Here is a 12,754-nt window from a genome sequence, read left to right as displayed (position 1 = left end):
TTACTTATTAAATCGTATTATTCCTATCTGTGGTTCATGCAGGCTCAAAGTGGAATTAAGATTAGCAACTCATTTTTGCTTAGATATGAACAATGTGAGGTGCATGAGTTAGGCTATGATCGGCGGGCAAGTGGGCGCACCTCTTCAGCATAGAGTGGCTTTAATAAGCCATAGCGTATACCATCTCGGATGGTCTTTTGGGATTTGGCAGGATTGGGCCATTCGTTTGCTACAATCTCTAAAGCTTCCACAGCGGTTTGCTCTCTTATTCGTTGGGCGGCCACATATCCACCAGCCACTATTGAAGCTTTCAACAGCGTTTCATGCCGGTTGCCCTCTGTTGCGGCTTCAGTAAAGCGAACAAGCCTGACTAATAGTTGTTCCTCACCCTGACCATTAAACTGGCTATAGTCAACGGGGCGGGGTTTCATTTTCTTTGGCGTGTATGTACCATTCATTACGGTAGCCGCTTCATTCATGTACGGGGCGGCATCGTAGGAGACAAACCGTAAATCAGTTGGGTTGCCCTTCTTACTCTTATCCAATTGTATACCAAAGATTTTACTGAATAGCTGTTGCAGGTGACGGAAATGAGCTGCTAACGTGTCGGGTGTTTGCCCGTCAGGTAATCGAACCACGAACCAAAGCCCACCGCGTACCGAGTACCCGCAAAGCAGCACGTATGGCAAGCGGGCAAGGTGCGTTTTGAGTTCAGCCATATCAACGCCGGGGTTATCTTTTTTGTCAATGTCTCCCATTAGTAGCGGCCACTGTTGCCGAATACGTTCCGCAAAAGGCGTGTCCCGTTTTCGGTGGTGAAGCCACGCAACAGGCGCAATGGCTGGTAACTGCTTTTTCATTTGCGCTTGAATGCCTTTATCTGGTTCGGCCCGTATAGCCACAATAATTTCCTGATAGTGTCTGGTGGTAAGCATACGCCGTAAGGTGGTTTGCTGGCTGGGTACGTTCGCAAAGTTGCCCCGCTGGTGGTCGTACTCAAAAAAGCTGATTGGTACGTCTAACAGCGTCGGCCGGTGCTGCTGATTATCCATAGTGCTAATTGCTAATAATGGTGCTGAATGTTTTTTGGCATAATGATTTAATACTGCCAACTGCCAGACCCCCTATATGGCCTTTAGCAGTTGGCAGTATCACTTTGCTACTCAATCGGGATTAGTTTGAAAAACTGGTTACGCCCCTCTTTGTAGTCAGACAGTCGAACAGCGCGGCCCTCTTCATCATACATTTCTTCTTCTCCACCCATAATACTTTTAAGCCGCTCACGGATTGTGGCGTTTTTTGCTTTAAACTCAGATTCTAAGATGGTCCAGACCTCATACTTGGGTAGGGGTCCCTCAGACAACAGACTTACTAGACGGTCGGCAATATCCTCTGTATCAGCCTTACGCTTGCGATGGTTAACGTGGGCGGCTACGCTGGCAGCATCGGCTAGAATAAGCCCCTTGGCCTCTTCGCTAAATTTCAGGTAGAGTGGTTCAGGTCGTTTGCCCCGCCTCAATTTCAGATAGCGTAGGCGGATGAGGTCAGTTTCGTCTCCGTTGGCATCGCGTTCAAAACCAATTTGCAGGACCGTACTGGCCTTATTGGCGGCTTCGGTTCCGGTATGACCTCTGGCTTTTTCTGTGCCGGGGTTTTGGTGAATAACCAGAAGAAATGTAGCATTATGCCGATCGCATAAATTACCGATGAAATCATACAAGCGCATAGATTCCTTGGCGTCATTAAAGTCGCCTACAGCATCGGTAACTACGTCAATTAAGCAAAGTAAGTGAAGGGCCGTTTGATCCCGAATGTGGCTTATAAATGCTTCTATCGCGTCAAAGCGTTCTTTTCGATCAACGGCTTTAATCGAAGTAAATCGAAATTCAGCGGGCTGTTCAGTCAGGGTAAAGCCAGCCTTCAACTTAATACCTTGAATAGCAAAGGGTAATTCCTCGCTTTGATTACGCTCCGTATCGATGTAACAGACGCAAAAGCGTTCTAGCGGTGAGCGGGCGAAGTCTAAGAAATGATTGCTGCTGGTATCGGTAGTTATCATTAAACTAGCCATTAATTCAGCTAATCTTGACTTGTGGCTACCATATGCACCCTGAATTATATTGATGGTCCCACGACCGATAATACCTGTTCCAGCGCGGATAATTAGGGGGGGGCTAAATACAACAGCGCGTGTAGCAGCATCGCTTAAAATCTTTTCACGTTCTAAAAGGTGATCGCAAAGTTTCGTTTTGTGTGGGCTATCCTTTTGTTGCTGATCGGAATAAGGGCTTGCTTTCAGATCGGTAAAATCACAATCAGCGGTTGCGGCCAACTCTTCATTACTCATCTTAAAAATGGGTGGGCCGTCTGTTTGGGCTGCGTCTAATACAGCTGTATCTTCGATACTATTAGATTCCATAACTGAATGATTAAAACGGGTTGGCGCGGGGGCATCAACCCGTTTTCGTTAAAGTGATTGGATTACTCTTGGTTGCCGGGGGTGCTAATGGGTGTTTGCTCCTGCTCTTGCAGATGGTTACCAAAACGGTCCGAAAACCATTTGGCCGTTTCCCGGTCGTTTTGATCGGGTGCGTATTGTTGAACAAGCTGTAGTAGATGCCACAACGCTAGCAAGTCAAAGTCATACATAGTCATAGCGGCGATCTATTTTATATGATTGACTTGTTTTTTCGTGACCGCTGCTAACACCTCTGACTTTAGGTAGCGTACCTGATTGCCGATAGTGTGCTTCGTGAGAATGCCCCGGTTAGCTGTCCAATCCCACACCGTGACCTTAGAAACCTTAAGGAGTTTCGCGGTTTCCCCCGGTGTTAGGAGTTCATCTTGTTCAGCGCCTACAGGTGTAGGTGCTGAAGGCGTCGAAACTGCTTTAACAGCTTCATAAACTATAGGTCTTAGAACATTGCCTAAGAAGATTTGCAGGTCGTTCAAATCGTGCATTTTGTTTATCTTAATTGATTCGAACGTGAAGTAAAAAAATAAAAACCGGCTCAATACCAACGGGTTACGCTGATTTAAGCCGGTTGAACTGGCGAAAAATAATCTTGCCAGAAGTACCCTTTAACTAACTGATTGATAGCCCTAATTCATTTGAAACTTGCCGGTGAATTTCGCCAAATATTGTTTCATGATTGGCAGCTGGCAAGTATCCTCTAAGTGTTCTCTCATTGTAAATCCGTTCACCTTTAGCATCAACCTTTTCTGAAACATCTTTGTAAGCCTTTGCTATAATCTTAGCAGGATTAGGAGTACGGCGGTTCCTTAGCTCAGTCGTAATAGTATTGCGAACAAAGTACCTAAACTGTTCGATTGCTTGATCTCGTCCGTGTTTGATGTATTTACCCCGTTTTGTTTTCGTTGCTGAGGGTTCGCTTTTTATTGCCCCCTGTTGATCGGGCTGCGTAGGGTTACTAATTTCTTTAAGTAGGAACAGTTTAAAGGCTACCATATCCCACAATATGCCAAAGCTCCGTAATTGGCTGCTCCGAATAAAAGCAAGCCAGTTGATAGCCGGGTTTCCCAACAATTCGCTTTCAATCAAAGCAGGGGCGTTCAGTCGCTGCTGTTTTACTGGCTCTGGTTCATGAGTAAGTTTACCTTTTCCCTCTCTGAATACAGTGTATTCAGTCTGAAACTGCTTTATCATACTCTCGATTGCAGTAAGTTGTAAGCGTGCGTAATCGGTACTATTCCAGCCCTCACTACTGGCAAAATATCTAGCTTTACGTTGCTCTAAGGGTTCATTTACCCACTGCTCAAACGATGAATATTCGGTATGCCTAACTTTTTCAAACCATACCTTACGGGTCAATGCTAGGTCTTTGTCATTGTTTGGGTAGGCTAGTCCCCAATGCTTCTGACTTATTACCGCCCCATTATCATCTGTCTCTTTCCAAGTTGGGCCGGTATTAGTATGACCAAACATTCCCATACCTGAGCGTTGCCAAATGACTCCGTTTTCATCCTTGTGAGTCCCCATCGCTATACTTATCCGAATAAAATATTCTACCTGATCTTCATAGGAAAGCAAACTTTCTATATGAGCCGTAAATACGTCTAGCATTGAGTAGGTATAGGCATCATCTGTTTTCAGCCGTTCAGGGTCGTATATTGGCTCTTGCATTGTTGAAATTGATTTAGCCCGCTGTTGGTGTTCCAGACCTCAGCGGGCTTTTTGCTAGTTTAAGCACTCTTGAACGGTGAAGCGGCGGTAACCTGTTTTTGCCAGTGTAGGGCCATTACTTTAGCGTGTTGCTCTCGGTCAAGTTTGATGTACTTCATAAATGCTTTTTCGGTACGGTGGCCAGTAATCTGCATAATGGTCATAGCCGGAATACCTATCAGGTACATATTTGTAGCGAACGAACGGCGGGCAGTGTGGGTGCTTACCATTTCCCATTTCTCGAATGATTTTGTTACCCGTTTCCCCCCCTTCGTTTGCGCCTTGCTCTCAATACTATTGATACCAGCCAACTGACAAACCTCTTTCAGATAGTCGTTCATCTTTTGGTTCGATATACTTCTGGGCAACGTGCCGCCGTATTTCGCTAACATGGCCGTCACTATGTCATAGCAGGGAATAACTACTTTGTCAGCGGTCTTTTGCTGCTCAATACGGATAAGCCCGTCTTTGATGTATTCGGGCCGTAGGTTGGTTAAGTCAGAGAACCGTAAGCCAGTGTAACAACCAACTAAGAAGAGGTCTCTAACGCGCTCTAATCGCTCTGATTTGGATAGGTCTATTTCCTGTAACCGTAGTAGTTCGGCCTCACTCAGATAGACGTTATCGGCATCCTCTTTGACAACCTTAAATTTGCGGCTCCGGTAATCCTGCTTAACCTGAATACCCCTTGCGCTGGCATCGTTTAGAAAGACCTTCAACGTTTGCAGGTACTTACCTACGTTGTTAGTGGCAAAGCCTTTCGTTGCAGTCAGATAGGCGTTAAAAGCGTCGTAGAAATCAAGGTCGATAGTATCAAAATCAACCTTACGGCGGTATATGATAGCAAATTCCCGTAAGACCTTCAAAACGGTTTCGTACTTCTGAATAGTACGCCGTTCTACGTGCTTACCCGTCTCGATATTGACGCGGGTAGGGGCGGCAGTAATGAACTTAGATATGAATGTAAATAAGGCGGGTTCTGTTGGTTCCGGTTTGGCTACCTCGACAACTGGCTTTAGGTAAGCATCTATACGGGCCTTTACGCTCTCTTTGGTGAGGGCTTGCCGGTTAGACTTCATATCAGCAATAATGCCGCCTATGGCTTCATCTGTATCTTTTAGCCAATCGTTGATCTGTTGCTTGTCTATGGCATCAACTATGTTCTTTACCCGGCTGGTTTTGCCGTTCCAGTGTATAGGCAGGACTTTGAATCCTGAACCAAAATTGAGCCGTTGGTTCTCGAATCGAACTGCACAGATAATAGGAGTTGCTTTTGTTGCTTTGGGGTCACGTAACAGGTACGTAACGGGCGAATCTGACGAACGAGACATAGCGTTTTCTGTGTGTTATTCCGTACACCAAATATAACACGGTGTACGGAATGGTGTACGGAATAGCTTAGTTTATTCGTATTCGGCCTAATCAGACATAATCGCCATAACTATCGAAAACCGCCTCTATTGATTAAATAGGGAGATTTTATGCATATTGCGATGTATAATATAACTACTGAAATTAGATAGGTTAAAGTTCAGCTCCCGCTACTAAGAAAACCCCTACTAGTTTGATAAAACAGACCGGTAGGGGTTTTTTCTTTTCAGCCCTGCACCGAATGTGGCGCTATAGCCCTATCTCGACTAGTAAGCTCTCCTGCCTGATGAGGCTATCTGCCGTTACCAATCAGCAAAAAACTGCGCAGGCAAGACAAGCATTTGTATGATTCGGTTGGGAGGTAGAAAAAAAGTGTCTTGATCAAAGCTGGCCTGTGCATTTTATCGATAGATACGGTCTGGCCGCAGTGTGGACATTTTACGCTGAGGGATGGGCGATAAATCACCAGCAATAATCCCGACAAAGCTATCAAAGAGCCTAAGGCACTAAAAAGTAGGTACATTGTTTGACGTAAAATTCCTGTAAAGCAATTATAAAGCTTGTTTTAGTTATATTTATTCCATTAATCTGGCGGAAAGTTAACAGGAAAATTTGTGTAGCAACAGGCAGCCAAACAAATATTAACTATTCGTCATATTCTAGTTAATAGTCAATCTTACAAGACTTTACCCATTTATATCCTTTTACTTTTCCTCCAGGCTACCTAATCACTGAATTATTACACCAAAAATCAGCCATATATAGTATATAGTAATAATCCAAAATCTTATATGTGTACTCAATATCTCAAATCAAAGGCATCTCTCGTATGCGCTGTCTACCAGCAGATGTACCAAGACTGACAGACACTTAGTACTGAACACAATCAAAGAGGGCGCCCCCTAGCAATTAACTATTGCTAGGGGGCGCCCTCTTTGGTTGTTCCCGTTTGGTCAGGCCGATAGTTCGCCGGTAAGCGTTGACTGGCCGATTAATGCATTACGCACCTGAGCCGTAATCTCGAACGAACGTAACCGGGCCGAATGGTCGAAAATCTGGGCGGTTGTCATCAGTTCATCCACCTGTGTTTGCTCAATGAAGTTAGTCAAGCCACGGTGCACGGTTTCGGGCGAGCCCACAACGGCATAGCGCAGCATCTGATTTGCTCCCGATTGCTGAATGGCATATTCGAGCAAATCGGGACGGTCGACGGGCGGTGGTAATTGGCCGGGCGTACCACGCCGCAAATTGATAAACTGCTGTTGCACCGACGTAAAGAGCCGCCGCGCTTCCTCGTCGGTATCGGCCGCCACCACGTTTATACCCAGCATTACGTAGGGTTTAGCCAGGGTTTCGGAAGGCACAAACTGTGTGCGGTACACATGCAATGCCTGCATGAGGGCGTCGGGCGCAAAGTGCGACGCGAAAGCAAACGGTAAGCCCAGCATCGCTGCGAGTTGCGCGCCAAACAGGCTGGAGCCTAGTATCCAGATGGGTACGTTCAGGCCAGCTCCCGGCATTGCCTGAACGGCTTGTCCCGGTTGCGCCGCCTGAAAATACTGGCGCAATTCAACCACGTCTTGCGGGAACGTATCGGGGCCAGTCAGGTTACGCCGCAGCGCACGGGCAGTTACCTGATCGGAACCCGGTGCCCGACCAACACCCAGATCGACCCGACCCGGATAAAGCGACGCGAGCGTACCAAACTGTTCGGCGATTACGAGTGGCGAGTGGTTGGGCAGCATGATACCACCTGACCCAACCCGAATCGTTTTTGTACCACCGGCAATGTACCCAATTACGACCGAGGTAGCGGCACTGGCAACGCCGGTCATGTTATGGTGTTCGGCTAACCAATATCGGTTATAGCCCCATTTTTCGGCATGTTGCGCCAAATCACGGGCGTTTTGTAGTGCCTGATTGACCGTGCTACCCTGAGCAACGGGAACCAGATCGAGTATAGAAAAAGGAATGCTGTTCATCGCGTTGTTAAAGCCGTAAGTGCCCCAGCCCGTTTACGAGCCGGAAAGCTTTCGGATGTAACATAAACAGCCCTTAAATAATTACCCCACCTGCCTAATTGTCCCACATGTTCACGGCCTTTACTTACCCTCAGCTAGCTGACTAATACCAGCGGGAACCTCTGGCTCTCCGTTGAAAAAAGCGCCCCGTTTTCCCTGCGTCAAGGCCCAGCGGTGCAGCCAGGAAATACCGCCTTTGTTTACATAGTCGTCGCGCGATTGATAAGCAGGATCCTGAACCGCTTTCTCGAGCGAGATAAAGCGATAGCCTTCTGTCGCCAGGCGAGAAAGCACTTCCCCCAGATAAATGGAATTGATGGTGTTAGCATGCATCAGCAGGATATGGGCGATCGGGCGTTTAAACAGCGAATCGGCCTGCGCTTCATAATAATGGACACAGTCGAGCATGTATGTTACGTACTGCTTACCCACTGCTGCTGCCAGACTGGTATTCTGGCGGAGCAGGGCCATATCGTAAGCAGCAGAGAACAGGTAATCGCCATTATCAATCGAAACAGGGGCTTCCTGATACGCATGGTCGGCCAGGTAGCGCACCAATGAATCACGCTTGGCCACGGTGTTTCCGCGATGCAGATAGGGATGCCGAAAATAGCGGGGTTGCCGGTTCATCGGTTGTAGTAAACCACGCAGCAGTGTGTCTACGCCAGCGATATCCTGCTGGAACTCGGCAGCCGAAACAGCATTGTAGTCCTTGTGGGCGAAGGTGTGGTTTCCTAGTTCCATGCCAGCACTGAGCCACCGCTTGAGCAACCTTATCTGAGCGGTATCGGGTTTGTCTCTTACTACCAGTTTTTCACCTACAACGAACCCAATAGCAGGTACGTTATACTGCCCTAACTGAGTGAGCAGGCTTTTCGTGAGTAAGTCACGTCCCTCGGGAGTCCGATAAAAGCGAGACACGGTGGGCAGGTCATCGATCGTCACACAGATCTGCTTCTGCGCCCGTACAGGAGCAACTAAAGAGAGGATCAGTAAACAGATTGACAGAACCAGAGAATAGAATTGCATATCGGTTGACGATGAAAGCAGCCTTTCAGCTGCCTATGTAGTTAAGCACTGATGATCACCTACTTGTGGGCTATGCAGGTGTATAACGCCCATGCTTGTTGTACCAAAAAGAAGGCTGGTTTGGCTTGCATACCCTTTTTTGATCCGCAGAGCCTATTTGATGCGTAATAATCTGACAGCCATACTGAAAAGACCGTTGCGCATAAAGATTCCATTTCCTATCTTTGCGGTCCCGTTGAGAAAAATCAGATAGCCATGGCTAAGAAAGGTAATAGAGTTCAGGTAATTTTAGAGTGCACAGAACAGAAGGAAACTAACGTTCCCGGCACATCGCGGTACATTACGACTAAGAACCGTAAGAACACGCCAGCTCGTATCGAGCGTAAGAAGTACAATCCGAATTTGAAGCGGGTAACGCTCCATAAAGAGATTAAGTAATTAGTCATCCGGCGGAACCCGATGCGTAACAGCAATTGAGGCACACGTCAAAACAAGCTCAGAACAATGGCAAAGAAGGTAGTTGCAACCCTGAAAACGAAGGATAACGGCAAAGCATACGCGAAAGTGATCCGTGCCGTGAAGTCACCCAAAACGGGGGCTTACACCTTCAAAGAAGAAATGGTACTGATCGACGAAGTGCAAAACGCACTGAAAGCTTAGTTGCTCGTTAACGTTCAGTAACCGCGTACAAGGAAGTCCCGATGAGGGACTTTTTTTGTTTTAGCTTTGTACAGGAAGTTCAAAGCCCTGAAAGTCGTCATCGATGCGTTATAAGTCACGTTGCTCAATACAGACGAGTATACGGCTTTCCAGACCTAGAACTCCTCAATGACGACTTTCAAGACTATTATATACCTATGGCTTTCTTCGGTTTATTTGGAAAAGAGAAAAAAGAGTCGCTCGACAAAGGCTTAGAGAAAAGCAAAGACAGTTTCTTCTCTAAACTGGGACGGGCCGTTGTCGGTAAAGCGACCGTCGACGAAGAAGTACTCGATGAACTTGAAAACGTGCTGATCTCCTCTGACGTAGGCGTTGAAACAACCGTTAAGATCATCGACCGGATCGAAGCCCGAGTGGCGCGCGACAAATACATGGGGACCAGTGAACTGGACTCTATTCTGCGCGAAGAAATTGCCGCCCTGCTATCTGATAATAAAAGCGCCAGTGCCACAGGTAGCGATGACTTCGACTTGCCTGCCGGCAAGAAACCGTATGTTATCATGGTCGTTGGCGTCAATGGGGTAGGTAAAACCACGACCATTGGCAAGCTGGCGTCGCAATTTCACAAACGCGGCAAAGTTGTTGTGCTTGGCGCGGGCGATACCTTCCGGGCCGCTGCCGTTGACCAGCTTAAACTCTGGGGCGACCGCGTTGGCGTTCCGGTTATTTCGCATGGTATGAATACCGACCCCTCGGCCGTAGCCTACGACGCCGTAAAAAAAGGGCAGGAAATGGGCGCCGATGTAGTCATTATTGATACCGCCGGGCGACTGCATACGAAAGTGAATTTGATGAACGAGCTATCGAAGATCAAGCGGGTGATGCAGAAGTTTATTCCCGACGCGCCACACGAAGTACTGCTCGTGCTGGACGGATCGACGGGACAAAACGCGTTTATTCAGGCAACCGAGTTTACGAGAGTAACTGAGGTAACAGCACTGGCGATCACTAAGCTGGACGGTACGGCCAAGGGCGGTGTGGTCATCGGCATTTCCGACCAGTTTCAAATTCCGGTTAAGTACATCGGTGTTGGTGAGAAAATCGACGATCTCCAGACCTTCGATAAGATGGAGTTTGTCGACTCCTTCTTCAAGAAGGTGAGTTAAACGATCAGGCAGTTTGCTTGTCTATCGGGTGTTACTGGCGGGTAGGTAGTGATCGCGCTCCCTGCCCACCAGCAAAGCATTAACCAACCACAGACCCCTTTACCGTCATGCGTAGCCTCCTCTTTATTATCGCGTTTTTCTGCCTGACAACCAACTCAATGGCTCAAAAAAAGCCAAAGCAAAAAACTGTGATGAGCAAAAAGCAAGGCATTTGTGGCACGGTACTCGAACAGACCGGTAACCAGATGCCCGGCCCCGGGAAAATACCGTCGAAAGGCACGCCCGTTAGTCGCGAGGTCCTGATCTACCCAGCTCTGACCATGGAGGGCGTTGAGGGTATGGAAGAGGGCTTTATTACCTCTACGAAGGGCGTAAAGCCAGTTAAAACGGTAACATCAGGCAAAGACGGTAAATTCTGCATTTATGGCCTTCCCGCAGGTACGTATTCGGTACTGGTGCGCGAACCGAAGGGCCTGTATGCCAGCTTATTCGATATGGATGGCCGGCTCAATGCTGTAACCGTTAAAAAGAATACCACCACGCAACACACCGTTCAGATTACGTACCAGGCTGCTTTCTGATCATGGGTACGTTCCTGTTGTTCGCCATTCCCTTCTCTCTGGTCGGCTGGTTGATATACCGGGCGATTCGGTATACGAGTGAATCCGTCGGAGAAGATTCACCACTGAAACGGGTAGTCGTTTACGAATATAAGGCGCTGGATTTCTTACAGTGGACAAATTCGCCGGTATGGCTTATTGCTTGTCTTATCTCTCTTTGGGCCTGCTGGGTAGTCCTGTATTATCTAGATACAGCTACAAGCATCTGGCATTAGATTCTTGCCGCCTTCATGATCGCAGTGTGCGGTGCTTCGTTCTATCTGCTCAACAAATTATTCCTGCTGGAAGAAAAGTTCTGGACAATCATCCGCCATACTTCACTGGTGCTTGATCCCGCAGTAAAGGCAATTACGGTTCACCGTGCCGGTACGTCTACTTTACTGACCGCCGGTAATGTTGCGCTAATCGAATCGCATATAACGGCACAGGGAAAATTCGCCTACTTCTACTTTCGATTCATCGACTACGATGGAAACGCCACGTTCTTTTTCGACTACGGCAAAGGACTTAGTTTTGCCATCGAGGATTATTTCAAGGGTGTTCCTAGGAAATGGGTTGAGCACAAATTCCCATTCAATACTGTGCAAGTGGCGTAAGCAGGCTTCACAGCATGGAGTTTCAAGAAAAAGGAACACACTACTTCACAGTACGCTAACAGCATCAGCAACCAGGCATTCTTCAGCACTCCGCAATGCCTGAATCATCTCTGTTGAACCTATGAAGAGCGGAGAACGCTGATGAAGGTTCGTCGGCTCAACATCGAGCAGGCGTTTGCGGCCGTTTGTTGCTACGCCCCCAGCTTGTTCGGCAATGTAGGCCATGGGGAAGCATTCGTAGAGTAATCGCAGCTTTCCGTTGGGCGATTTTACCGTTGGTGGATACAGGTAAATCCCGCCTTTGATAAGGTTGCGGTGGAAATCGGCCACCAGCGAACCGATGTATCGGCCTGTCAGGCGTTGCTGCTTGCAGGTTTTCAGGTACGTCTGCACATAGGCAGGATAATCGAGTTCGTTGCCGTCGTTGCATGAGAAAATCTGCCCGTCGGCTGGCTGACGAAGTCCCGGATGCGACAGAATGTATTCTCCCAGGGAAGTGTCGTAGGTGAATCCGCTAACGCCGTCGCCCGTTGTCAGGACCAGGATCGTAGAGGAGCCATACAGAATGTAGCCCGCTGCCACCTGCTTATCACCGCCCTGTAGAAAATCAGCCATTGTCGCTTCGGTACCTACTGGTGTAACGCGGCGATAGATGGAGAAAATAGTGCCGATCGATACGTTCACATCAATATTTGACGAGCCGTCGAGGGGGTCGATGGCAACCACGTATTTGGCATTGCGGTTGCCGGTACAGATAATATCGTCATCTTCCTCTGAAATAATGGCGCACACCTCACCTCCGTTTTTCAGGGCGCGTAGAAACCGAATGTTCGCCACTACATCGAGTTTCTGCTGCGTTTCGCCCTGAATATTCCCCGACCCCGCCGAGCCGGTAATATCCATCAGCCCCGCCCGATTTATTTCGCGGTTAATAATCTTACTCGCCAACGCCATGTCGCGTAGTAGTTGCGACAGCTCGCCTGTAGCGTACGGAAACGCCGTTTGCCGACGCATAATGTAGCGGTCGAGCGTGGTGCCGACGGGCAGCGCCAGATTACCCAGATCGGCGTTGTTTTCAGTAAACGTCATACGAGTGATGATGGAAAGA

At 47.9% G+C, this 12,754-nt stretch carries 13 protein-coding genes; 5 read left to right on the top strand and 8 right to left on the bottom strand.

Annotated features, from left to right (window positions below):
* Window positions 1–113: 113 nt before the first annotated feature.
* From F7231_RS15355 to F7231_RS15325, 7 genes are all read right to left on the bottom strand, one after another.
* Window positions 114–1,052 (bottom strand): BT4734/BF3469 family protein, encoded by a 939-nt coding sequence (locus tag F7231_RS15355; protein ID WP_166692527.1) that lies wholly within the window; start codon window positions 1,050–1,052, stop codon window positions 114–116.
* Window positions 1,053–1,159: 107 nt separating this feature from the next.
* Window positions 1,160–2,419, bottom strand: coding sequence for an AAA family ATPase (locus tag F7231_RS15350; protein ID WP_229369978.1), 1,260 nt, complete (start codon window positions 2,417–2,419; stop codon window positions 1,160–1,162).
* 245 nt (window positions 2,420–2,664) lie between these two features.
* Window positions 2,665–2,961: a helix-turn-helix domain-containing protein gene (locus F7231_RS15345; protein WP_166692526.1), complete on the bottom strand. Its 297-nt coding sequence runs from the start codon at window positions 2,959–2,961 to the stop codon at window positions 2,665–2,667.
* A gap of 124 nt (window positions 2,962–3,085) precedes the next feature.
* Window positions 3,086–4,144, bottom strand: coding sequence for a hypothetical protein (locus F7231_RS15340; protein WP_166692525.1), 1,059 nt, complete (start codon window positions 4,142–4,144; stop codon window positions 3,086–3,088).
* Window positions 4,145–4,203: 59 nt separating this feature from the next.
* The gene (locus F7231_RS15335) at window positions 4,204–5,514 is read right to left on the bottom strand and encodes a site-specific integrase (protein WP_166692524.1); all 1,311 of its coding nucleotides are present in this window, start codon (window positions 5,512–5,514) and stop codon (window positions 4,204–4,206) included.
* 993 nt (window positions 5,515–6,507) lie between these two features.
* The gene (locus F7231_RS15330; RefSeq protein WP_166692523.1) at window positions 6,508–7,536 is read right to left on the bottom strand and encodes an LLM class flavin-dependent oxidoreductase; all 1,029 of its coding nucleotides are present in this window, start codon (window positions 7,534–7,536) and stop codon (window positions 6,508–6,510) included.
* Between the two features lie 120 nt (window positions 7,537–7,656).
* Window positions 7,657–8,604 carry a polysaccharide deacetylase family protein gene (locus F7231_RS15325; protein ID WP_166692522.1) on the bottom strand — a complete coding sequence of 316 codons (948 nt, stop codon included), beginning with the start codon at window positions 8,602–8,604 and terminating at the stop codon, window positions 7,657–7,659.
* Between the two features lie 255 nt (window positions 8,605–8,859).
* Between F7231_RS15325 and rpmG the strand changes: the two genes are divergently transcribed.
* The 5 genes from rpmG (at window position 8,860) to F7231_RS15300 (ending at window position 11,646) form a co-directional block, all read left to right on the top strand.
* Window positions 8,860–9,042, top strand: coding sequence for a 50S ribosomal protein L33 (gene rpmG, locus F7231_RS15320; protein WP_085411320.1), 183 nt, complete (start codon window positions 8,860–8,862; stop codon window positions 9,040–9,042).
* A gap of 66 nt (window positions 9,043–9,108) precedes the next feature.
* Window positions 9,109–9,264: a DUF4295 domain-containing protein gene (locus tag F7231_RS15315; protein WP_085411322.1), complete on the top strand. Its 156-nt coding sequence runs from the start codon at window positions 9,109–9,111 to the stop codon at window positions 9,262–9,264.
* A gap of 197 nt (window positions 9,265–9,461) precedes the next feature.
* Complete coding sequence (gene ftsY / locus F7231_RS15310; protein WP_085411324.1) at window positions 9,462–10,430, top strand: signal recognition particle-docking protein FtsY; 969 nt, start codon at window positions 9,462–9,464, stop codon at window positions 10,428–10,430.
* A gap of 107 nt (window positions 10,431–10,537) precedes the next feature.
* Window positions 10,538–11,011 (top strand): peptidase associated/transthyretin-like domain-containing protein, encoded by a 474-nt coding sequence (locus F7231_RS15305; protein ID WP_166692521.1) that lies wholly within the window; start codon window positions 10,538–10,540, stop codon window positions 11,009–11,011.
* A gap of 269 nt (window positions 11,012–11,280) precedes the next feature.
* Window positions 11,281–11,646, top strand: a complete 366-nt coding sequence (locus tag F7231_RS15300) for a hypothetical protein (RefSeq protein ID WP_166692520.1) — start codon at window positions 11,281–11,283, stop codon at window positions 11,644–11,646.
* Between the two features lie 45 nt (window positions 11,647–11,691).
* On the opposite strand, the gene fbp is transcribed toward F7231_RS15300, so the two are convergent.
* Complete coding sequence (gene fbp / locus F7231_RS15295; protein ID WP_085411328.1) at window positions 11,692–12,735, bottom strand: class 1 fructose-bisphosphatase; 1,044 nt, start codon at window positions 12,733–12,735, stop codon at window positions 11,692–11,694.
* Between the last annotated feature and the right edge of the window lie 19 nt (window positions 12,736–12,754).

The organism is Fibrivirga algicola, from assembly GCF_011742925.1.
Lineage (GTDB): Bacteria > Bacteroidota > Bacteroidia > Cytophagales > Spirosomataceae > Fibrella > Fibrella algicola.
The sequence above is the reverse complement of the archived record's forward strand: the minus strand, read 5'-3'. Positions and strand labels throughout refer to the sequence as shown.